This is a genomic window from Enterobacter cloacae complex sp. P38RS (genome assembly GCF_014930775.1).
GTDB classification, from domain to species: domain Bacteria; phylum Pseudomonadota; class Gammaproteobacteria; order Enterobacterales; family Enterobacteriaceae; genus Enterobacter; species Enterobacter bugandensis.
On record NZ_JADBRS010000003.1, the window covers coordinates 248,033 to 270,514 of the forward strand.

21 protein-coding genes and 1 tRNA gene are annotated in these 22,482 nt (G+C 55.6%); 6 read left to right on the plus strand and 16 right to left on the minus strand.

What is annotated here, in order from left to right; all coding sequences use genetic code 11:
- Nucleotides 1-433: 433 nt before the first annotated feature.
- Nucleotides 434-1,243, plus strand: a complete 810-nt coding sequence (locus IM303_RS07000; RefSeq protein ID WP_193359755.1) for a DUF4225 domain-containing protein — start codon at nt 434-436, stop codon at nt 1,241-1,243.
- Here the strand turns inward: IM303_RS07000 and IM303_RS07005 are convergent.
- The 3 genes from IM303_RS07005 to actS all read right to left on the minus strand — a co-directional run bounded on the left by IM303_RS07005 (nt 1,240) and on the right by actS (nt 2,839).
- Nucleotides 1,240-1,554: a hypothetical protein gene (locus tag IM303_RS07005; RefSeq protein ID WP_020882780.1), complete on the minus strand. Its 315-nt coding sequence runs from the start codon at nt 1,552-1,554 to the stop codon at nt 1,240-1,242. The two genes, IM303_RS07000 and IM303_RS07005, sit on opposite strands and share 4 nt — an antisense overlap.
- 387 nt (nt 1,555-1,941) lie before the next feature.
- Nucleotides 1,942-2,015 (minus strand) — tRNA-Gly (locus tag IM303_RS07010).
- A gap of 80 nt (nt 2,016-2,095) precedes the next feature.
- Entirely contained in the window at nt 2,096-2,839 is a 744-nt protein-coding gene (gene actS, locus IM303_RS07015; RefSeq protein ID WP_193052897.1) for an amidase activator ActS, read from the minus strand.
- Nucleotides 2,840-3,002: 163 nt separating this feature from the next.
- On the opposite strand from actS, the gene idi reads away from it, so the two are divergent.
- Nucleotides 3,003-3,545 carry an isopentenyl-diphosphate Delta-isomerase gene (gene idi, locus IM303_RS07020; protein WP_041908358.1) on the plus strand — a complete coding sequence of 181 codons (543 nt, stop codon included), beginning with the start codon at nt 3,003-3,005 and terminating at the stop codon, nt 3,543-3,545.
- A gap of 38 nt (nt 3,546-3,583) precedes the next feature.
- Here idi and lysS read toward each other — a convergent pair whose 3' ends face one another.
- From lysS to xerD, 5 genes are all read right to left on the minus strand, one after another.
- Nucleotides 3,584-5,101, minus strand: coding sequence for a lysine--tRNA ligase (gene lysS / locus IM303_RS07025; RefSeq protein ID WP_014885130.1), 1,518 nt, complete (start codon nt 5,099-5,101; stop codon nt 3,584-3,586).
- A gap of 9 nt (nt 5,102-5,110) precedes the next feature.
- Nucleotides 5,111-6,209 (minus strand): peptide chain release factor 2 gene (gene prfB, locus IM303_RS07030; RefSeq protein WP_100170824.1). Its coding sequence is split into 2 segments (ribosomal slippage): nt 5,111-6,133 and nt 6,135-6,209, totalling 1,098 coding nucleotides; the frame shifts between segments, so codons are not numbered across the junction.
- A gap of 90 nt (nt 6,210-6,299) precedes the next feature.
- Nucleotides 6,300-8,033, minus strand: coding sequence for a single-stranded-DNA-specific exonuclease RecJ (gene recJ / locus IM303_RS07035; RefSeq protein WP_192971656.1), 1,734 nt, complete (start codon nt 8,031-8,033; stop codon nt 6,300-6,302).
- Nucleotides 8,034-8,038: 5 nt separating this feature from the next.
- Nucleotides 8,039-8,752 carry a bifunctional protein-disulfide isomerase/oxidoreductase DsbC gene (gene dsbC / locus IM303_RS07040; RefSeq protein WP_028014319.1) on the minus strand — a complete coding sequence of 238 codons (714 nt, stop codon included), beginning with the start codon at nt 8,750-8,752 and terminating at the stop codon, nt 8,039-8,041.
- A 28-nt stretch (nt 8,753-8,780) separates the two neighbouring features.
- Nucleotides 8,781-9,677 (minus strand): site-specific tyrosine recombinase XerD, encoded by an 897-nt coding sequence (gene xerD, locus IM303_RS07045; protein WP_192971655.1) that lies wholly within the window; start codon nt 9,675-9,677, stop codon nt 8,781-8,783.
- A 101-nt stretch (nt 9,678-9,778) separates the two neighbouring features.
- On the opposite strand from xerD, the gene fldB reads away from it, so the two are divergent.
- Nucleotides 9,779-10,300, plus strand: a complete 522-nt coding sequence (fldB, locus tag IM303_RS07050; RefSeq protein WP_041908355.1) for a flavodoxin FldB — start codon at nt 9,779-9,781, stop codon at nt 10,298-10,300.
- Nucleotides 10,301-10,306: 6 nt separating this feature from the next.
- Here the strand turns inward: fldB and IM303_RS07055 are convergent, their stop codons facing one another.
- Together IM303_RS07055 and sdhE are read right to left on the minus strand one after the other, a co-directional pair.
- Nucleotides 10,307-10,717, minus strand: coding sequence for a protein YgfX (locus tag IM303_RS07055; RefSeq protein WP_028014322.1), 411 nt, complete (start codon nt 10,715-10,717; stop codon nt 10,307-10,309).
- On the minus strand, nt 10,698-10,964 hold the full coding sequence (sdhE, locus tag IM303_RS07060) for an FAD assembly factor SdhE (RefSeq protein ID WP_010435322.1): 267 nt from the start codon (nt 10,962-10,964) through the stop codon (nt 10,698-10,700). The genes IM303_RS07055 and sdhE overlap by 20 nt, the downstream gene beginning before the upstream one ends.
- A gap of 294 nt (nt 10,965-11,258) precedes the next feature.
- On the opposite strand from sdhE, the gene ygfZ reads away from it, so the two are divergent.
- The gene (gene ygfZ / locus IM303_RS07065) at nt 11,259-12,239 is read left to right on the plus strand and encodes a tRNA-modifying protein YgfZ (RefSeq protein ID WP_028014323.1); all 981 of its coding nucleotides are present in this window, start codon (nt 11,259-11,261) and stop codon (nt 12,237-12,239) included.
- An 87-nt stretch (nt 12,240-12,326) separates the two neighbouring features.
- On the opposite strand, the gene IM303_RS07070 is transcribed toward ygfZ, so the two are convergent.
- On the minus strand, nt 12,327-12,986 hold the full coding sequence (locus IM303_RS07070) for a hemolysin III family protein (protein ID WP_023331242.1): 660 nt from the start codon (nt 12,984-12,986) through the stop codon (nt 12,327-12,329).
- A gap of 265 nt (nt 12,987-13,251) precedes the next feature.
- Here IM303_RS07070 and IM303_RS07075 point away from each other — a divergent pair, with 265 nt between their 5' ends.
- Both IM303_RS07075 and bglA read left to right on the plus strand, forming a co-directional pair.
- Complete coding sequence (locus IM303_RS07075; protein ID WP_192971726.1) at nt 13,252-13,983, plus strand: MurR/RpiR family transcriptional regulator; 732 nt, start codon at nt 13,252-13,254, stop codon at nt 13,981-13,983.
- Between the two features lie 116 nt (nt 13,984-14,099).
- Nucleotides 14,100-15,533, plus strand: a complete 1,434-nt coding sequence (gene bglA / locus IM303_RS07080; protein ID WP_059358111.1) for a 6-phospho-beta-glucosidase BglA — start codon at nt 14,100-14,102, stop codon at nt 15,531-15,533.
- A gap of 36 nt (nt 15,534-15,569) precedes the next feature.
- Here the strand turns inward: bglA and IM303_RS07085 are convergent, their stop codons facing one another.
- From IM303_RS07085 to ubiI, 5 genes are all read right to left on the minus strand, one after another.
- A complete protein-coding gene (locus IM303_RS07085) occupies nt 15,570-16,313 on the minus strand; it encodes an SDR family oxidoreductase (RefSeq protein WP_182080243.1) in 744 nt (247 codons plus the stop codon).
- A gap of 68 nt (nt 16,314-16,381) precedes the next feature.
- Nucleotides 16,382-19,255 carry an aminomethyl-transferring glycine dehydrogenase gene (gene gcvP / locus IM303_RS07090; RefSeq protein ID WP_192971652.1) on the minus strand — a complete coding sequence of 958 codons (2,874 nt, stop codon included), beginning with the start codon at nt 19,253-19,255 and terminating at the stop codon, nt 16,382-16,384.
- Between the two features lie 118 nt (nt 19,256-19,373).
- The gene (gcvH, locus tag IM303_RS07095) at nt 19,374-19,763 is read right to left on the minus strand and encodes a glycine cleavage system protein GcvH (RefSeq protein WP_008499718.1); all 390 of its coding nucleotides are present in this window, start codon (nt 19,761-19,763) and stop codon (nt 19,374-19,376) included.
- A 23-nt stretch (nt 19,764-19,786) separates the two neighbouring features.
- A complete protein-coding gene (gene gcvT / locus IM303_RS07100; protein WP_192987119.1) occupies nt 19,787-20,881 on the minus strand; it encodes a glycine cleavage system aminomethyltransferase GcvT in 1,095 nt (364 codons plus the stop codon).
- Between the two features lie 397 nt (nt 20,882-21,278).
- The gene (ubiI, locus tag IM303_RS07105; protein ID WP_193359756.1) at nt 21,279-22,481 is read right to left on the minus strand and encodes an FAD-dependent 2-octaprenylphenol hydroxylase; all 1,203 of its coding nucleotides are present in this window, start codon (nt 22,479-22,481) and stop codon (nt 21,279-21,281) included.
- Between the last annotated feature and the right edge of the window lies 1 nt (nt 22,482).

The window sequence follows — 22,482 nt, forward strand, 5'->3', positions numbered from 1 at the left end:
AGACTGTAACGCGGACATGTCTATTTGGTCAGAGACGGACATCTCAATTTAGCCACTACAAACCTGGTGCGTTTAACAAAGAATATGTTAAATAGCTGTACAATTAGTGAATAGATGCACTTCAAAACATCAAGTTATCTCCCTTGCGTCAGCCCAAAGCAGCATTGTGTAACTGCACTGCTTGTTGCAGTGAGGCGTGTCGCTGAAGGCATCAAGTAGCGATATTTGGCGAAGAAAAGCGCTTTCCACCGAGGGCCTGGGCTGACGGTCTAGCAGATCACCAACAGAGCTGGGGATATTTTGAACAGGAGAATGTAAACTGGAAGGATAAAGCAACGGGCCCCCCACGGGGGCGGGTTGTGAAAATATTTTCTGTTGTCTTCGACCTTATTGCACGTAAAATGACCAGACACATTTTGGGAAGGAGTCTTTAATGGATATTGCGCTGCTCAACAGGGGCTGGAACAGAACATGGTCAGATACCATGGTGAATCTTGAAGCCCGGAAACTCGTCGAAACAGCAAATCGGCTGTCAGCATTCTATTTGCAAGATGGTCTTACACGCATCAAGTTTGTCGAAGAGATAAAACAGGTTGTAGATAAAGAATTTGAAACAGCACGACGAGCTAAAACCGATGAAGAATGCATTGCATGCATCAAAAATCTACGTGCCGAAACAGATAATTTACAAGAACAAGAACACCTGTTAAGAACCAGAGCCGCACAGCTTTACGCGAAAGTCGAATTTGTTAAGGAAAATAATAAAATCGTCGGTTATGTTATATCCGCTGTGAATGTGGTGCTATCAGGCGTGGTTCTCTTTGGTGGCTTTATGATGTTATCCACTATGGGGCCGATTGGTATGCTGGCTGGGGCAGTCCTGATTGCCGATGGAATGAACGGATTAACGAAAGAAGTGCTCAACTTTAATCAGCCAGCAGGACATAAACCCTCACAAGGTATCATTGCTGACTCCGCGATGCATACGGCCCAGTTTATGGGATTTAATCCTAACACGGGCCTGGCTCTCTATAATGGTGTTACTCTTGGTGCCAGTGTGTACAGCATTGTGGGATTCGCACGAAAAACTGGAGCCTGGAGATTATTCCGCTGGCTTCCACACGATTACTATCGCAAAGTCAGCACAATGAGCACTCCTAAACTAACAATGAAGATTGTCGGTTATGGTGTTAAAGCAAAAGTGATTTTCGATCTACTAACAACAGAAAATGGAACCAGTTAATCCTTGATAGTTTTACGGTAACGCCAGGATTTATAGGAAATTACCGGCGGCTGTGCGAAGGACATAATGGCAACCCCAAAGATCATCGCCAGCCCCCATGCAAATGCTCTATCAGGTGAGCTGAAGACGATAAGTAGCAGTAGGATTAAGGCACACACAGCCACCACTCCCGCCAAGGTAACAAATCGCCTGGCAAGGTCATTTATAGCCTCTCCAAGCGTTCCTCCATATTTTTCAATATTGCTTTTTATCTTCTGCAATTCGGGCTGCGTAAACCCTGAACGTAACAAAGCTTCATCAGTCACTTTCATATCGTCTCGTCCCTTATCTTCCAGAAGTGCTTTCCCAATCGCTGATTGTGCTAGCAATCATACTGATGAACTTTACAGCAATCCACATGATGTTTGTGCAATGTATCAGATTTCAGACAATAGCAGCCAAAAGGCCACTCATCGGGCTTAAATGCGTATGATCAATCTGTTCGGGAGTTATGCCAGGTATGCGGCTTTTTGTTCGTTGTTGTGCTGTCGCGTTAAGAACCAGGAACCACCGCCAGCGTGAAGATATGCTCCCTTGTACCACAGACCAATCATGCGACAGGTACGGGCGTAGAACAATGGGTAGTTTAAGTTGTACCTGCTAAAGCAGGGCTACGTAACTAACTGATAAGTTATAACTTATTGCTTTTTCAGGAGATCTGGAGCGGGCGAAGGGAATCGAACCCTCGTATAGAGCTTGGGAAGCTCTCGTTCTACCATTGAACTACGCCCGCTTTGAGGTGCGTAAGGCATTATAGACCTTACGCACCTTCATACAAGCCTCTTCACAACTAACCGGCGATTAAATAATCACTTAGCACTTCGGTTTGCTGCCGGGCGCAGGAAGATAGCGTTGCGGATCGATGGCCGTCGCCTTATAGCGGATCTGGAAGTGCAGCTTCACCGAATCGGTACCGGTACTGCCCATGGTGGCAATCTTTTGCCCCGCCTTCACGTTCTGCCCGTTGTTGACCAGCATCGTGTCGTTATGCGCGTAGGCGGTGATGTAATCTTCGCCATGCTTAATCATGATGAGGTTACCGTAGCCGCGAAGCTGGTTACCCACATAAACCACCTTCCCTGCCCCGGAGGCATAAACCGGCGTACCGCGCGCAGCGGCGATATCAATACCCTTGTTGCCACCTTCAGAGAGTGAGTAAGGGGCGACCACTTTACCGCTGGCAGGCCAAATCCAGCAGCGCTGTCCAACCGGCGGCCATGACGATTGCGGTACCTGATAGGACGGCGTCACTTTGGCGGTTTTGCCTTTCGATGAGGATTTTTTGCCCGAGGACGAACTGCCGTTCACCTTGAGCTTTTGTCCCACTTCGATGGTGTACGGCGGAGAGATGTTATTCAGGCGCGCCAGATCCTTCACGCTGGTCCCCGTTGCGCGCGAAATCCGGTACAGCGTATCCCCGCGCTTAACGATATAGACCGAACCGGAATAGCTACCCATATCCGACGATTTGCTTCCTGAACAGCCAGCCAGGAATAGCGTCAGCGTCAGGCAAAAGATGGCGATGATGGGGTTTCTCGTCAGGCTTCCTGCAAACAAAACAGATCCTCGGTCAGCGTGAATGGCGCACTATGATACCAGCCCGGAGAGATATGGGTCAGCCCTTTTCCGCTCCTGGAAACAAACCGTTCGTATAAGATTGCCGTATAATGCTCCCTGTTGATGGTGCAGAACCATCCGCATCGTTGGCACTGGAGCATGAATGAGTATTCAAGAACACGTTATTTTGGTTAATGACCAGGGAATGGTAATTGGCACTCAGGAAAAATACGCCGCGCATACTGCCCAAACCCCGCTGCATCTGGCGTTCTCATCCTGGCTGTTTAACGCCGAAGGCGAGTGTCTGGTAACCCGACGCGCACTAAGTAAAAAAGCCTGGCCGGGCGTCTGGACGAACTCCGTCTGCGGTCACCCTCAATCTGGTGAACGGACGGAAGAGGCAATTATCCGTCGCTGCCGCGATGAGATTGGCGCAGAAATTACCGCGATTACGCCTGTCGCCTCAGAATTCCGCTACCGCGAAACGGATCCTTCCGGGATCGTGGAAAACGAGATTTGCCCGGTCTTCGCTGCCCGCGTCACCAGCGAACTGCGAATTAACCATGATGAAGTGATGGCATTTGAATGGGTGACGCTGGAGTCGTTATTCCGCGCGCTGGACGCCGCCCCATGGAGCTTTAGCCCGTGGATGGTGCAGGAAGCAACGGTCGCGCGAGACGCATTGAGAGCGTTCGCGGCGCAATAAAAAAGCCCCTTTCGGGGCTTTTTTAGCAACGTAACGCCTTATTTCACCGGGCGCATTGCCGGGAACAGGATCACGTCACGAATGGTGTGGCTGTTGGTGAACAGCATCACCATACGGTCGATACCAATACCCAGACCTGCAGTTGGCGGCAGGCCGTGCTCCAGCGCGGTCACATAGTCTTCATCGAAGAACATCGCTTCGTCGTCGCCTGCTGCTTTCGCGTCAACCTGATCCTGGAAACGCTGCGCCTGGTCTTCCGCATCGTTCAGCTCGCTAAAGCCGTTACCGATTTCACGGCCGCCGATGAAGAATTCGAAACGGTCGGTGATTTCCGGGTTCTCGTCATTACGACGCGCCAGCGGAGAGACTTCCGCCGGGTATTCGGTAATGAAGGTCGGCTGAATCAGGTGCGCTTCGGCCACTTCTTCGAAGATCTCGGTCACGATACGGCCCAGACCCCAGCTCTTCTCAACCTTGATGCCGATGCTTTCAGCGATGGCCTTCGCAGAGTCGAAGTTATCCAGATCCGCCATGTTGGTTTCCGGACGGTATTTCTTGATCGCTTCGCGCATGGTCAGTTTTTCGAACGGCTTGCCGAAGTCGAAGACTTCTTCACCGTAAGGAACCTGCGTGGTGCCCAGAATATCCTGCGCCAGGGTACGGAACAGGGATTCGGTCAGCTCGATCAGATCTTTGTAGTCCGCGTACGCCATATAGAGTTCCATCATGGTGAACTCTGGGTTATGGCGAACGGAGATACCTTCGTTACGGAAGTTACGGTTGATTTCAAACACGCGGTCGAAACCACCGACCACCAGACGCTTCAGGTACAGTTCCGGCGCGATACGCAGGTACATGTCCAGGTCCAGGGCGTTGTGATGGGTGATGAACGGACGCGCAGACGCGCCGCCAGGGATCACCTGCATCATCGGGGTTTCCACTTCCATAAAGTCGCGGTTGACCATGAACTGGCGAATACCGGCCATGATCTGGGAGCGAATTTTGAAGGTCTTGCGGGATTCATCGTTAGAGATGAGATCCAGGTAACGCTGACGGTAGCGCGCTTCCTGATCCTGCAGGCCGTGGAACTTGTCCGGCAGCGGGCGCAGGGCTTTGGTCAGCAGGCGCAGCTCGGTGCAGTGGATAGACAGTTCACCGGTTTTGGTTTTAAACAGTTTACCTTTCGCGCCCAGGATATCGCCCAGGTCCCACTTTTTGAACTGCTCGTTGTAGATGCCTTCCGGCAGGTCGTCACGGGAAACGTACAGCTGAATACGGCCGCCCACGTCCTGCAAGGTCACGAAGGAGGCTTTACCCATGATACGGCGGGTCATCATACGGCCTGCAACGGCCACTTCGATGTTCAGCGCTTCCAGCTCTTCGTTCTCTTTACCGTCGAAGTCAGCGTGCAGTTGGTCTGAGGTGTGGTCACGACGAAAATCGTTCGGGAACGGCACGCCCTGCTCGCGCAGCGCTGCCAGCTTCTCGCGGCGGGTTTTCAGTTCGTTGTTAAGATCGACTACCGCGTCAGCGCCCTGTGCTTGTTGTTCAGACATGTTGGTTCCTCATAACCCTGCTTTCAAACTTGCTTCGATAAATTGGTCCAGGCTGCCGTCCAGCACCGCCTGCGTGTTGCGGGTTTCAACCCCGGTACGCAGGTCTTTGATGCGGGAGTCATCAAGGACGTAAGAACGGATCTGGCTGCCCCAACCGATGTCGGACTTGTTGTCTTCCATCGCCTGTTTCTCAGCATTTTTCTTCTGCATCTCCAGCTCATAAAGCTTCGCTTTCATCTGCTTCATGGCCTGGTCTTTGTTCTTATGCTGGGAACGGTCGTTCTGGCACTGTGTTACCAGCCCGGTTGGAATGTGGGTAATACGCACCGCAGATTCTGTACGGTTAACGTGCTGACCACCCGCGCCGGACGCGCGGTAAACGTCAATACGCAGGTCCGCCGGGTTAATTTCGATATCGATATCTTCGTCAACTTCCGGGTAAACAAACGCGGAGCTGAAGGAGGTATGACGACGACCACCGGAGTCAAACGGGCTCTTACGCACCAGGCGGTGAACGCCGGTTTCGGTACGCAGCCAGCCGTAGGCGTAGTCGCCAATGATCTTGATAGTGACGGATTTAATACCGGCCACTTCACCTTCAGACTCTTCGATAATTTCGGTTTTGAAGCCGCGCGCTTCCGCCCAACGCAGATACATACGCGTCAGCATGCTGGCCCAGTCCTGCGCTTCGGTACCGCCAGAACCTGCCTGAATATCGAGATAGCAGTCAGCGCTGTCGTATTCGCCGGAGAACATGCGACGGAATTCCAGCTGTGCCAGCTTCTCTTCCAGCCCGTCGAGTTCTGCCACGGCTTCGTTAAAGGTTTCTTCGTCGTCGGCTTCGACGGCCAGCTCCAGCAAACCGGAAACATCTTCCAGCCCCTGGGCCATTTGATCCAACGTATCTACGATAGCTTCGAGAGAGGAACGCTCTTTACCCAGCGCTTGTGCGCGTTCAGGTTCGTTCCAGACGTCCGGCTGTTCCAGCTCGGCGTTTACTTCTTCAAGACGCTCTTTCTTGGCATCGTAGTCAAAGATACCCCCTAAGAACGTCAGAGCGCTCCGTGAGGTCCTGAATACGGTTTTTTACCGGATTAATTTCAAACATGGTCTGTTTTCTTTTATGGACTTGTCAAAATGCGGTGATAAGAGCGGGATTGTACCGAATCCACGCCCTTTTTTATAGAGATTACTGCCGCTAAATTGGCCAGATATTGTCGATGATGATCTGAAGGGTGCGGTTACCGCGAAACTCGTTGATATCCAGTTTGTACGCCAGCTCGACCTCGCGCACGCCGTTGTCCGGCCAGATGGAGGTGTCAACGTTGAAGGCGATGCCGTCCAGCAGCGGTCCGCCGCCCACCGGCTCAACCATCACTTTCAGGTGACGTTCGCCGACGATACGCTGCTGCAGCAGACGGAATCGCCCGTCGAACAGCGGTTCCGGGAACATCTGCCCCCATGGACCGGCATCGCGCAGCATCTGCGCGACCTCCATCGTCATTTCGGAGACGGACAGCTCACCGTCAGAGACCACTTCGCCCTGCAGCAGCGCCGGGTCAATCCACTCGGTGACCAGCTCGCCAAACAGGCGCTGGAACTCGTCGAACTTTGCCTCTTCCAGCGACAAGCCTGCCGCCATCGCGTGGCCGCCGAACTTGATCATCAGACCGGGATAAAGCGTATCCAGACGCTCCAGCGCATCGCGCATGTGCAGCCCCTGAATCGAACGGCCAGAGCCTTTCAGCGTGCCGTCACCCGCAGGCGCAAACGCGATCACCGGGCGGTGGAAGCGCTCTTTAATGCGCGACGCCAGAATGCCGACCACGCCCTGATGCCACTCGGGGTGGTACATTGCCAGCCCGCCCGGCAGCGTATCGCCACTGCGCTCAAGTTTTTCGCACAGGGTCAGCGCTTCGGCCTGCATCCCCTGCTCAATCTCTTTACGGGTCTGGTTCAGGGCGTCCAGCTCGTTGGCCAGCACGCGCGCTTCGCCGATGTTGTCGCACAGCAGCAGCGCCACGCCGACGGACATATCGTCCAGCCTTCCGGCAGCGTTTAGACGCGGCCCGAGGGCAAAGCCCAGGTCGCTTGCCGCCAGCTTAAGCGGATCGCGGTTGGCAATCTCCAGCAGCGCCTTAATTCCGGGACGGCACTTGCCCGCGCGAATACGGCTTAAGCCCTGCCAGGTCAAAATGCGGTTATTGGCATCAAGAGGTACCACGTCCGCCACGGTGCCCAGCGCCACCAGGTCGAGGTATTCGGCCAGGTTTGGAACGGCAATGCCGCGGGATTCGAACCAGCCCTTATCGCGTAAGAGAGTACGCAACGCCAGCATCAGATAAAACGCCACGCCCACGCCGGCGAGGGATTTCGACGGGAAATCGCAGTCGCGCAGGTTGGGGTTAATAATCGCTTCTGCTGCGGGGAGCGTATCGCCGGGCAGGTGATGATCGGTGACCAGCACCGGGATCCCCAAAGCGTGAGCATGATCGACGCCCGCATGGGAGGAGATCCCGTTGTCGACGGTCATGATCATCTGCGCACCGCGGGCATGGGCCTGATCGACCACCTCCGGGCTGAGGCCATAGCCGTCTTCAAAGCGGTTCGGCACCAGATAGGTGACATTATCGCAGCCCAGCGCGCGCAGGCTGAGTACGCTCAGGGCGGTGCTGGTTGCGCCGTCGGCGTCGAAATCCCCTACCACCACAATGCGCGTTCCCTCACGAAGCGCGTTGTAGAGCATTTCAGTGGCTTTTTCGATACCGTTCAGCTGCTGCCAGGGCAGCATCCCTTTCACGCTGCGCTCAAGATCCTCTGCGCGACGCACGCCGCGGCTGGCGTAGAGGCGCCTTAGCAGCGGCGGGAGATCGTCCGGTAAATCAACGTGTTCAACCGCCTCGCGGCGGCGCAATTTGATGGGGGCTTTCACGCGAATTATTTACCACCAAACTGTTTCTGGTGCGCGTCGAGGAACTCTTTCATCTCTTTTGGTCCCTGATAACCCGGAACGACATACCCGTTACTCAGGACAATCGCTGGCGTACCGCTCACGCCAAACTGCACGCCCAGCGCGTAGTGGTTAGCAATGTCGATGTCGCAGGAAGCAGGCTTAACGTCTTTACCGTTCATCGCGTCATCAAACGCTTTGTTGCGGTCTTTGGCACACCAGATCGCTTTCATGTCCTGCTCTGGCTTGCTCTGTACGCCTGCGCGCGGGAAGGCCAGGTAACGCACGGTAATGCCCAGCGCGTTATAGTCTTTCATCTGTTCATGCAGCTTGTGGCAGTAGCCACAGGTGATGTCGGTGAAGACGGTAATCACATGTTTTTCCTGCGCCGCTTTATAGACGATCATCTCTTTTTCGAGCGCGTTCAGGTTTTTCATCAGCAGCTGGTTGGTGACGTTCACCGGCTGCGCGCCGCTCACGTCGTACAGCGGTCCCTGAATAAAGTGTTTGCCGTCTTCGGTGACGTACAGCACGCCGCTGTTGGTCAGTACGGTTTTCATACCGGCAACCGGCGCAGGCTGGATGTCGCTGCTGGTGACGCCAAGCTTAGCCAGAGACTGTTTGATGGCGGCGTCATCCGCATGGGCGAAGCCGGTAAATGAGGCTGCCAGCAGGGTGAACAGCACGAAAGACTTTTTCATAATTGATCCTGTTACAATTTGTCGGCACTCACGCACGAGGGTGGTGCTGTTGGTGTAGCTGCCGCAGGCGTTCCGTCGCGACATGGGTGTAAATTTGCGTCGTTGAAAGATCGCTGTGTCCCAGCAGCATCTGCACCACGCGTAAATCTGCGCCGTGGTTTAACAGATGCGTCGCGAAGGCGTGACGCAATACGTGCGGCGAAAGCTTTTCACTGTCGATACCCGCCAGTGTGGCGTAATGCTTGATGCGATGCCAGAACGTTTGTCGCGTCATCTGCTGCGCGCGCTGGCTCGGAAACAGGACGTCGATAGACGCGCCATTGAGCAGCCAGGGGCGGCCATGCTCAAGATACGTCTCCAGCCAGTAAACCGCCTCTTCTCCCAGCGGAACCAGCCTTTCCTTGTTTCCTTTACCGATGACGCGCACCACGCCCTGACGCAGGCTGATGTCGCTCATCGTCAGGCCAACCAGTTCCGAAACGCGCAAGCCGGTAGCATACAATAGCTCAAGCATGGCTTTATCGCGTAACTCCAGCGGCAGGTCAACAGCCGGTGACTGTAATAATCTCTCAACTTGTGCTTCGCTGAGATCTTTCGGCAGCCGTTGCGGGAGTTTCGGGGACGCCAGCAGCGCGCTGGGATCGTCTTCGCGAATCTTCTCCCGATAAAGATGCTGGAAAAGCCGACGCATTGCGCTGAGCAAGCGTGCAGAGCTGGTGGCTTTGTACCCTCCTTCTACGCGTTCAGCGAGCAGCGCCTGCAGGTCGTCGCTTTGCGCGCTCGCAAGCGATAGCTCCCGACGCGCCAGCCACTCCACCAGCATGGAGAGATCGCGCCGGTAGGCACTGAGGGTATTCTCGGCCAGATTTTTCTCCAGCCACAGCGCGTCGAGAAACTGTTCAACGAGTGCGAGATCCTTTTCCACATCAGCCCCTTTGATTTTGCAGTCAGGCCATTATGCCTGATTGCGACCGGTTTCTGGTACACTACGCGCAAAGTCATAGCAAGAATTGAGATAGTTACGCGATGAATATTGGTCTGTTCTATGGTTCCAGCACCTGCTACACCGAAATGGCGGCGGAGAAAATTCGCGACATCATTGGCCCGGAACTGGTGACGTTGCATAACCTGAAAGATGACTCGGTCGCCTTGATGGAGCAGTATGATGTGCTGATTCTGGGCATCCCAACCTGGGATTTTGGTGAGATACAGGAAGACTGGGAAGCCATCTGGGATCAGCTCGATTCAGTCAATTTCGACGGTAAAATTATTGCGATGTACGGCATGGGTGACCAGTTAGGCTACGGCGAATGGTTCCTGGACGCACTCGGCATGCTGCACGATAAGCTGGCACCAAAAGGGGCGGCATTTATCGGCTACTGGCCAACCGAAGGGTATGAATTCACCAGTAAAAAGCCGATTATTGCCGACGGCGAGCTGTTTGTCGGGCTCGCGCTGGATGAAACCAATCAGTACGATCTCAGCGACGAGCGCCTGCAGGCCTGGTGCGAGCAGATCCTCGGCGAAATGGCAGAAAAATTCAGCTAACGCGCGTTACTCCTGCGTCGGCTGTTGCAGCAACATCCGGCGCAGATCCCGCCATTCTGATGCGTCCATACTGTCCGCCGCCAGCCACAGGTGCTGGCAACGTCCGCCCCCCACTTTGCGTAACCGTAACATCATCCCGGCGTTAAGCATCCAGGGCACACCGAGAATATCCCACTCTTTTCCCTGCCAGCGCAGGCGGGAATCCATCAGCAGCTTGATCTCGCCCTGACGCGCGTTAATGCGACGCTGGCTGCGTACGCTGTCAAAAACAACAAACGAAAGTAATAGCAGCCACAGCGGCGTATAGCTGAGCGGCCACGGCATGAGTAAAACGATGGCCGCAACCAGCCCGTGGAGCAATAAAGACATCCACTGCGAGCGCCACGAGACGCGAAGATCAGATTGCCACAGGACCACGTTCCCGATTCCGTGTTTGAATTAATTGCACCATCCGTTGCAACTCGGTGTCGGCGGGTTTGCCGTGGTTCATCAGCCAGTTGAATAAATCCGGATCGTCAGACTCAAGCAGGCGAACAAACAGACGCTTATCATCATCGCTTAAGCTGTCGTACTCATATTCGAAGAAAGGCATGATGGAAATATCAAGTTCACGCATTCCGCGTCGGCATGCCCAGTGAATACGGGCCTTGTTGTTAATATCCATGTTCAGTTTCCTGCATTACGTTTGGCACAGTCGGTACCCCGTTTTCTGTTCTTAATTTCTCTACGGGGACACCAGCTAGTGTAACGTGTTTTTGACCGTTTCATTACTGGAATATTGCGTTTGACGAGCTGGCTTCCAGAATAATCCCTACATAGACAGCGGATTACACTATTTTGCGTAGCGCTACGCATAACCCGTTTATGGCACAAATGGTCTGCTGAAAGCGCTTGCAATGCCTGCAGGCTCTTTTACCATTAGGCATTATCAAAGCGTTAAGCAATTCAGGATACCGTTATGGCCTTTACACCATTTTCTCCTCGCCAGCCCGCCGCCTCTGCGCGTCTGCCGCTGACGCTTATTTCTCTTGATGACTGGGCGCTGGCAACCCTCTCCGGCGCCGACGCCGAAAAATACTTGCAGGGTCAGGTGACTGCGGATGTTGCGCAGTTGACTGAACACCAGCATCTGCTGGCCGCGCACTGCGATCCTAAGGGCAAAATGTGGAGCAACCTGCGTCTCTTCCGCCGTCAGGACGGTTTTGCCTTTATTGAGCGCCGCAGCCTGCGCGATGCGCAGCTCAAAGAACTGAAAAAATACGCGGTCTTTTCCAAAGTCACCATCGCCCCGGACGATGAACATGTTCTGCTGGGCGTGGCGGGCTTCCAGGCGCGTGCGGCGCTGAAAAATCTGTTTGCTGAACTGCCGGATGCAGAAAAACAGGTGGTCAGCGAGGGCGCAACTTCCATCCTGTGGTTTGAACACCCGGCAGAGCGCTTCCTGTTAGTCACGGATGCCGCAACAGCCGAACGTGTGACCGAGGCGCTGCGCGGCGAAGCGCAGCTCAACAACAGCCAGCAGTGGCTGGCGCTGAACATCGAAGCGGGTCTGCCGGTAATTGACGCAGCCAACAGCGCGCAGTTTATTCCTCAGGCAACTAACCTGCAGGCGCTGGGGGGAATCAGCTTTAAAAAAGGCTGCTACACCGGTCAGGAAATGGTCGCGCGTGCAAAATTCCGTGGGGCAAACAAACGCGCGTTGTGGACACTGGCAGGTCATGCCAGCCGCGTACCGGAAGCAGGTGAAGACTTAGAACTGAAGATGGGCGACAACTGGCGCCGCACCGGTACCGTGTTAGCCGCAGTCCAGCTGGACGATGGCCGTCTTTTGGTACAGGCTGTAATGAACAACGACATGGAAGCGGACAGCGTGTTCCGCGTGCGCGACGACGCGAATACGTTGAGTATTGAGCCGCTACCGTATTCACTGGAAGAGTGATGCTCTATCGCCCGGTGGCGCTGCGCTTACCGGGCCTACGGGTGCAAATCCAGGTCGGGTAAGGCGAAGCCGCCACCCGACAACAAACTAAACCTGCCCCACGTACAAATAAATCGCCAAAAAGTGGCACACGCTGCCGCCCAGCACAAAGCCGTGCCAGATGGCATGGTTATATGGGATGCGCTTGCAGACGTAGAAAATAACGCCCAGCGAGTAGACCACACCGCCCACCGCCAGCAGCGTGACCCCGCCGACCGCCAGCTTAATCGCCAGCTGATACACCACAATCAGCGACAGCCAGCCCATCGTCAGATAGGTGACCAGCGACAACACTTTAAACCGGTGCGCAATGGTCAGCTTAAACAGGATCCCCAGCAGCGCCAGGCTCCAGATAACAATCATCAGGCCGCGCGACAGCGGTGAGTTTAGCCCCACCAGCAGGAAAGGCGTATAGGTACCCGCAATCAGCAGATAGATAGCGCAGTGGTCAAATTTCTTAAGCCATATTTTGGCCCGCTGATGCGGAATCGCGTGATAGAGCGTCGAGGCCAGGAACAGCAGGATCATACTTCCGCCATACAGGCTATAGCTGGTAATGGCCATCGCGCTGGCATTGGTATCCACCGCCTGTACCAGCAATAACACTAAACCGACAATCCCAAACACCAGGCCAATGCCGTGGCTGATGCTGTTGGCTACTTCCTCAGCCAGCGAATATCCCTGTGCGATTAATGGTCTGCTCGCCATACTAAACTCCGGGAAAACTAAAGATGATTATTCATCGCATGCCTATGCTAACTGAGAATGATTCCAGTGAACACCTGTTAGCTAAAATAATTTTAAAGTAAATTTTTATAATAAAAATCAAAAACATAAACGGAAAATTCACCTGGCATTTGTTCACATAAAAATTTAAGCGTTACTAATCAATGGCATAAAATTGGCTCCTGCCGTCTGGCTGCATGATATGATGGATAAATGAGGTCTGAATGAGAGTTTTGCCACTGTGAGTATGTTCACCCACTCCGCCATTGCCAGTCTCAATAACTTGGAAATGATGGTCTACAACTATGTCATCAAAAACCGGGACAAAGTGATGTACATGACCATCCGCGAGCTGGCGGATGCGGCCGACGTCTCAACCACCACTATCCTGCGCTTTTGCCGCAAGCTCAACTGCGAAGGGTATTCTGAATTTCGCGTGCGCTTTAAGCTCTATCTTGAGCAGAACGAGCCCCAGCAGGCGAATTTCGGCGCCAGCGAAATTATCAGTTTCTTTAAAAGCGTGAATAATGAAGAGTTCGACGCGCTATTAAATGACGCGGTAAATATCATTTTGTCTTCCGAGCGAATTATATTTGTCGGGGCGGGCACGTCAGGCTCTTTGGCCAAATATGGCGCACGCTTCTTTTCAAATATTGGTAAATTCAGTAATCATATTGATGACCCTTATTTCCCGGTCACCAATGATATGGCGAAAAATGCGCTGGCGATTGTGCTCTCCGTCTCGGGCGAAACCGAGGAGATCCTGCGCTTCGCCAGCCAGTTCAGCCTGCATCACTGCAAGGTGCTCTCTATCACCAGCCACGAGCACTCGCGCCTGGCAAAACTGGCGGACTTTAATCTCTCCTGGCATGTTCCCCAGACGCGAATTGGCGGCGTCTACGATATCACCACGCAAATTCCCGTCATTTATATTCTGGAATCTCTCGGACGCAAGCTGGCGAAAAAACTGACGGAATAAAACATCCTGTTTTTTCGATGTGACAAATCACAATTTTCGCAAATTGTTATATCGTGACATTCAATTTCGCTTTGCTAGACTCAATGCCAATAAGCCATTTATTGAGAATAGCAGCGATGAAAAAAATAACCTTACCGAAAGATTTTTTATGGGGCGGCGCGGTTGCCGCTCATCAGGTTGAAGGCGGCTGGAACAAAGGCGGCAAAGGGCCAAGCATTTGCGACGTGCTGACCGGCGGCGCACACGGCGTGCCGCGCGAAATCACGCAGGAGGTGGTGCCGGGTAAATACTACCCAAACCACGAAGCCATCGACTTCCACGGCCACTATAAAGAAGACATCAAGCTATTTGCCGAGATGGGCTTCAAGTGTTTCCGTACCTCTATCGCCTGGACGCGCATCTTCCCGAAAGGTGACGAAACGCAGCCAAACGAAGAAGGGCTGAAGTTTTACGACGACATGTTCGATGAGCTGCTGAAGTACAACATCGAACCGGTGATCACTCTCTCCCACTTCGAAATGCCGCTGCACCTGGTGCAGGAGTATGGTAGCTGGACCAACCGCAAAGTGGTCGATTTCTTCGTGCGCTTCGCGGAAGTGGTGTTTGAGCGCTACAAGCACAAGGTCAAATACTGGATGACCTTCAACGAAATCAACAACCAGCGCAACTGGCGCGCCCCGCTGTTCGGCTACTGCTGCTCGGGCGTGGTCTACACCGAACATGACAACCCGGAAGAGACCATGTACCAGGTGCTGCACCACCAGTTTGTGGCCAGCGCCCTGGCGGTGAAAGCCGCGCGCCGCATCAACCCGGAGATGAAAGTCGGCTGCATGCTGGCGATGGTGGCGCTCTATCCGTTCTCCTGCAAGCCGGAAGACGTGATGTTCGCCCAGGAATCCATGCGCGAGCGCTATGTCTTTACCGACGTCCAGCTGCGTGGTTACTACCCGTCCTACGTGCTGAACGAGTGGGAGCGCCGCGGCTTTTCCATCAAAATGGAGGCGGGCGACGAGCAGATCCTGCGTGAAGGTACCTGCGACTACTTAGGCTTCAGCTACTACATGACCAACGCGGTGAAGGCGGAAGGCGGCACAGGTGACGCCATTTCCGGCTTTGAAGGCAGCGTGCCGAACCCGCACGTGAAGGCGTCCGACTGGGGCTGGCAGATTGACCCGGTGGGCCTGCGCTATTCCCTGTGCGAACTGTACGAGCGTTATCAGAAGCCGCTGTTTATCGTTGAAAACGGCTTCGGTGCCTACGACAAGGTGGAAGAAGACGGCAGCATCATCGATGACTATCGCATCGACTACCTGCGTGCCCACGTGGAGGAGATGATCAAAGCCGTCACGCACGATGGCGTGGATCTGATGGGCTATACGCCATGGGGCTGTATCGACTGCGTGTCGTTCACCACCGGCCAGTACAGCAAGCGCTACGGCTTTATCTACGTCAACAAGCACGACGACGGCACGGGCGACATGTCTCGCTCCCGTAAGAAGAGCTTCGAGTGGTATAAAGGCGTGATTGCCAGCAACGGCGAGAAACTTTAACGCCGGGTGCCGTTCCCTCTCCCTTTTGGGAGAGGGTTACTTCCCACCAGCCAGCTCAATAAAACTGCCCGTCACGTAAGACGCCTTCTCGCTCAGCAGCCAGACAATCGCCTGCGCGACCTCTTCCGGCTGGCCGCCGCGCTGCATCGGCAGTAACGATTTTACGCGATCCACTCGCCCCGGCTCTCCGCCGGAAGCATGGATATCGGTATAAATCAGCCCAGGCCGCACGCAGTTCACGCGAATACCCTGCGCCGCCACCTCCAGCGATAGCCCGGTTGTCAGCGAATCTACCGCGCCTTTAGAAGCAGCGTAATCGACATATTCACCCGGCGCGCCCAGACGAGACGCGGCGGAAGAGACATTCACAATCGCCCCGCCCTTGCCGCCATGCTTGATGGACATGCGTTTCACCGCTTCACGACAGCAGAGAAAGTAGCCCGTGACGTTGGTCGCCAGCACGCGGTTAATGCGCTCTGCGGAGAGATTCTCAATGGTGGATTGCTCAAACAGAATGCCTGCATTATTGACCAGCGCGCGAAGCGGCTCACCTTCACGATCGATGCTGTCAAACATCGCCAGCACCTGAGCTTCATCGCTGATGTCCGCACGCACGGCAAACGCTTTACCGCCGGCCTCAACGATCTGATTGATAACGTCCGTCGCGGCTTTAATGTTGTGGTAATAGTTCACCGCCACGGTGTAGCCTTCACGTGCCAGCTGCAGCGCGGTGGCTTTCCCAATGCCCCGGCTCGCGCCGGTGACCAGTGCAATTGCCATTCACAACCTCCAGATAAAAAAAAGCCGGGTGGCGCTTACGCTTACCCGGCCTACAGTATGGCAAATACTTACTGGTATTCGCTCATCGGCACGCAGGAGCAGAACAGATTACGGTCGCCGTAAACGTCATCAAGACGCTTCACGGTCGGCCAGTATTTGTTTGCCACGCCTGCCGGGAAGACGGCCAGCTCGCGGGAGTAACCGTGGTTCCACTCTGCCACCATCTCGTGCTGGGTGTGCGGGGCGTTGACCAGCGGGTTATCTTCCAGCGTCCATTCGCCGTCCTGCACGCGGTCGATCTCCATGCGGATGGCCAGCATCGCGTCGATAAAGCGGTCCAGCTCGGCTTTGCTTTCAGACTCGGTCGGCTCCACCATCAGCGTCCCCGCAACCGGGAACGACATGGTTGGTGCGTGGAAGCCGTAGTCGATCAGACGCTTGGCGATATCCAGCTCGCTGATGCCGGTCTGCTCTTTCAGCGGACGAATATCCAGAATGCACTCGTGCGCCACGCGACCGTCGCGGCCGGTATAGAGCACCGGGAAGGCAGACTTCAGGCGAGTCGCAATGTAGTTGGCGTTCAGAATAGCCACCTGGCTCGCCTGCTTCAGCCCTTCCGCGCCCATCATGCGGATGTACATCCAGCTGATTGGCAGGATTGATGCGCTGCCGAACGGTGCCGCAGAGACCGCGCCCTGACGGGTCAGCATGCCTTCAATCTGCACCACGCTGTGCCCCGGCACAAACGGCGCCAGGTGCGCTTTCACGCCGATTGGTCCCATGCCCGGGCCGCCACCGCCGTGCGGAATGCAGAAGGTTTTATGCAGGTTCAGGTGCGACACGTCCGCGCCGATAAAGCCCGGAGAGGTAATGCCCACCTGAGCGTTCATGTTCGCGCCGTCGAGGTATACCTGACCGCCAAACTGGTGCACCACTTCGCACACTTCACGGATGGTCTCTTCGTACACGCCGTGGGTGGACGGGTAGGTCACCATGATGCAGGAGAGCTTGTCGCCCGCCTGCTGGGCTTTCGCACGCAGGTCGGCCAAATCGATGTTGCCGTTCTTATCGCACGCGACCACCACCACTTCCATGCCCGCCATCTGGGCTGAGGCCGGGTTGGTGCCGTGGGCGGAGCTTGGGATCAGGCAGATATCGCGGTGACCTTCGTTACGGCTTTCGTGATAGTGACGGATCGCCAGCAGGCCCGCGTATTCACCCTGCGCGCCGGAGTTCGGCTGCATGCAGAGCGCGTCGTAACCGGTCAGCTTCACCAGCCAGTCTGAAAGCTGGTTGATCATCATGTGATAGCCTTCCGCCTGTTCTGGCGGGCAGAACGGGTGCAGTTCGGAGAATTCAGGCCAGGTAATCGGGATCATCTCTGCCGCGGCGTTCAGCTTCATGGTGCAGGAGCCCAGCGGGATCATCGCCTGGTTAAGCGCCAAATCCTTGCGCTCCAGAGAGTGCATATAGCGCATCATCTCGGTTTCGCTGTGATAGCGATTGAACACCGGGTGAGTCAGGATCGCGTCATTGCGCAGCATGCTTTCCTGAATGGAGCGGCTGTCGAGCGCGACCTCTTTGTCGAGCGTATCAACGTCCAGACCGTGAGCGTCGCCCAGCAACACGCTGAACAGGTTCAGGATATCGTCGCGAGTGGTGCTTTCATCCAGCGTAATGCCGACCGCGTTGTGGATGTCGCTGCGCAGGTTGATTTCTGCTGCATTCGCGCGCGCCAGCACGGCGGCTTTGTCTGCCACTTCCACGCACAGGGTGTCGAAGTAGTGCGCGTGGCGCAGCTTGAGGCCCTTCTGCTGCAGGCCGCAGGCCAGAATATCGGCCAGGCGGTGAATGCGACTGGCAATGCGTTTCAGGCCAGCCGGACCGTGGAATACCGCATACAGGCTGGCGATGTTTGCCAGCAGTACCTGGGAAGTACAGATGTTGGAGTTCGCTTTCTCGCGGCGGATATGCTGCTCGCGGGTCTGCATCGCCATGCGCAACGCGGTATTACCGGCAGCATCTTTTGACACGCCAATGATACGGCCTGGCATGGAGCGTTTGAATTCATCTTTCGCGCCGAAGAACGCCGCGTGCGGGCCGCCGTAGCCCATCGGCACGCCGAAGCGCTGCGCAGAGCCGAATACAATATCCGCGCCCTGTTTGCCCGGCGCCGTCAGCAGCACCAGCGCCATAAAATCGGCGGCAACGCTGACAACCACTTTGCGGGATTTCAGCTCGGCAATCAGCGCGCCGTAGTCGTGAACTTCGCCGGTGGTGCCCACCTGCTGCAGCAGCACGCCGAAGACGTCCTGGTGATCCAGCACTTTGTCGGCGTCGTCGACGATCACCTCAAAGCCGAAGGTTTCTGCACGGGTGCGCACCACGTCCAGCGTCTGGGGATGCACGTCCGCCGCCACGAAGAAGCGGTTAGCATTTTTCAGCTTGCTTACGCGCTTTGCCATCGCCATCGCTTCGGCAGCGGCGGTCGCTTCATCCAGCAGAGAGGCGGAAGCGATATCCATACCGGTCAGATCCAGCGTCACCTGCTGGAAGTTCAGCAGCGCTTCCAGACGCCCCTGGGAGACTTCTGGCTGATAAGGGGTGTAAGCGGTGTACCAGCCCGGGTTTTCCAGCATGTTGCGCAGGATAACCGGCGGTAACTGCACGTTGGTGTAGCCCATGCCAATGTAAGACTTATAGCGCTTGTTGAGGCCTGCAATAGCCTTCAGCTCCGCCAGCGCGGCGAACTCCGTGGTGGCTTCCCCTACCTGAGGCGGCGTGGCAAGCTGGATGTCTTTTGGCACAATCTGGCCGATCAGTGCGTCTAATGAATCCGCGCCAACCGTCTTCAGCATCTCCTGCTGTTGCTGAGCATCCGGCCCAATGTGACGTTCAATGAAGGCGCCACGGTTTTCAAGCTGGCTTAAAGTCTGTGTCATGAGCGATGGTTCCTGATACGTGCAGTGAATCGTAGTTATCTGTAACGCTGTTGCCCGGTGGCGCTACCGCTTACCGGGCCCTGTAAGCCGGATAAGCGCAGCGCCATCCGGCACAACGTTATTCGTCTTCCAGTAGTGCTTCGTACGCGGTTGCATCCAGCAGCGCGGCAACTTGCGATTCGTCGCTGGCTTTGATCTTGAAGATCCAGCCGCCTTCATACGGCTCGCTGTTGACCAGCTCTGGCGAATCGCTCAGCGCGTCGTTGACCGCAACAATCTCACCGCTTACCGGTGCGTAGATGTCAGACGCCGCTTTTACGGACTCCGCCACGGCGCAGTCGTCGCCCGCGCTAACGGTCGTGCCCACGTCAGGCAGGTCAACAAACACCATGTCGCCCAGCAGCTCCTGCGCGTGCTCGGTGATCCCTACGGTGTAAGTGCCGTCCGCCTCTTTGCGCAGCCACTCGTGTTCTTTGCTGTATTTCAGTTCTGCTGGCACATTGCTCATTGAAGTTCTCCTGATAAAAATAGTTAGGCGACCGGCTTACCGGCGCGAACAAAAATCGGTTTGGTCACGTTGACCGGCATTTCGCGGTTGCGGATCTGCACCACCGCCGTTTCGCCAATGCCTGCCGGCACGCGTGCCAGTGCAATACTGTAGCCCAGCGTCGGGGAGAAGGTTCCGCTGGTGATCACGCCTTCGCGATGATTGCCGTCAGCATCGGTAAAGCGCACCGGCAGCTCGCCGCGCAGCACGCCTTTTTCCTTCATCACCAGTCCCACCAGCTGTTCGGTGCCCTTCTCGCGCTGCATCTCCAGCGCTTCACGGCCAATAAAATCACGGTCAGCCGGTTCCCACGCGATGGTCCAGCCCATGTTAGCCGCCAGCGGAGAGACGCCTTCATCCATTTCCTGACCGTAGAGGTTCATGCCCGCTTCCAGACGCAGCGTATCGCGCGCGCCCAGGCCCGCAGGCTTCACGCCCGCCTCTACCAGCGCACGCCAGAAATCGGCAGCTTTCTCGTTCGGCATCGCAATTTCGTAGCCCGCTTCACCGGTATAGCCGGTGGTGGCGATAAACAGATCCCCCGCCTGCACGCCGAAGAACGGCTTCATGCCTTCGGTGGCGGTGCGCTGCTCGTCGTTAAAGAGAGAGGCGGCTTTTGCCTGCGCGTTTGGTCCCTGCACGGCGATCAGCGACAGATCGTCACGGACGGTGATGTCGACGGCATAAGGTTCGGCGTGTTGGGTGATCCAGGAGAGGTCTTTTTCGCGGGTGGCGGAGTTTACAACGAGGCGGAAGAAATCTTCAGTGAAGTAGTAGACGATAAGGTCGTCAATCACGCCGCCCGAGGCATTCAGCATGCCGGTATAGAGCGCTTTACCCGGCGTCTTCAGTTTGGCGACGTCGTTTGCCAGCAGATAACGCAAAAACTCCCGGGTGCGGCTACCGCGCAGATCGACAATCGTCATGTGGGACACGTCGAACATACCGGCATCGGTGCGCACCGCGTGGTGCTCATCAATCTGCGAGCCGTAGTGCAGCGGCATCATCCAGCCATGGAAGTCCACCATGCGGGCGCCGCATAACACGTGTTGTTCGTACAAAGGAGTCTGTTGAGCCATCTTGTCCTCGTTGAAAAATTCACCGTGAAACCCGGTATCGGCCTCGTTCCCGAATGCCGACGCAAACGTTCTCTTTTACCTGAACTTACCACCGAAACCGGCGGTTAACCATAAGGTAAAACGGGTCATCACATTAGCTTATGACCAAAAAACGCTGAAAAGCCTACAGAGTTATTCACTGGAAAAATGCGATTAACCCCGCACAAAATTAACAATGATCTAACAGGATTTAGCACATGGTGATATTTCGTGCGGAAAAACGGGCCGAATTTCCGTCACGTAAAAATCACGACATGAGAATAACTAATGCGAAAAATGGCGTGGAATTAGAATATTTCAAACGAGGGGATTTTCCCGGCGCAGAGGCCGGGAAAATAAAGTGTGACGGGGATCGAGGTTAGCGTAACCAGTCGGGAAGATCGTTAAGACCCATTGCCTGACGAAGAAGTTGAGGTTTGACGCCGGGAAGGGTGTCGGCCAGCTTGAGGCCGATATCGCGCAGCAGTTTTTTCGCCGGATTTGCCCCGGCAAACAGCTCGCGGAAGCCCTGCATTCCTGCCAGCATCATCGCCGCACTGTGCTTGCGGCTGCGCTCGTAGCGCCGCAGATACAGATGCTGGCCGATATCTTTACCTTCACGGTGCAGGCGACGCAATTCTTCCACCAGTTCCGCCGCGTCCATAAAGCCGAGGTTAACGCCCTGCCCGGCCAGCGGATGAATGGTATGGGCCGCATCCCCCACCAGCGCCAGACGGTGCGCGGCAAACTGACGCGCGTAGCGGCCGGTTAACGGGAAAACCAGCCGCTCGCTTTCAAGCGTGCACAGGCCAAGGCGGTTATCAAACGCCACGCACAGCGCCTGGTTAAAGGCCTCCGGCGTCGCATCCTGCATCTGCTGCGCTTTCTCCGGCACCAGGGACCAGACAATCGAGCACAGGTGCGGATCGGCAAGCGGCAGGAACGCCAGTATGCCGTCGTTGTGGAAAATCTGCCGCGCAACGCCGCCGTGCATCTCTTCGGTGCGGATCGTTGCCACCATCGCATGATGGCGGTAATCCCAGTACGTCAGCGGGATATCAGCCTTGTTGCGCAGCCAGGAGTTAGCGCCGTCGGCACCGACCACCAGACGCGCGGTCAGCATGTCGCCGCTTTGCAGGGTGATAAACGCCTCGTTTTCGCCCCATGCCACCTGCTGGATCTGCGCAGGCGCAACCAGCGTCACGTCGCTGCACTGCTCTGCTTTCTGCCACAGCGCGTGGTGGATCACCGCATTCTCTATGATATGCCCCAGATGGCTATAGCCCATGCTTTCATCATCAAAGGCAATATGGCCAAAGCTGTCTTTGTCCCACACTTCCATTCCGTGATAGCAGCTGGCGCGCTGGGCGACGATATCTGACCAGACGCCGAGACGCGTTAAAAGCTTTTCGCTGGCCGCGTTAATCGCCGACACGCGGAGTTCCGGCGGGGCATCAGATGCGACAGGCTGGGGCTGCTTTTGCTCCAGCACGGCCACGCGCAGGCCGCTGCCCTGTAATCCACAGGCCAGCGCCAGCCCAACCATTCCGCCGCCAACGATGGCAACATCAACATTTTGCACA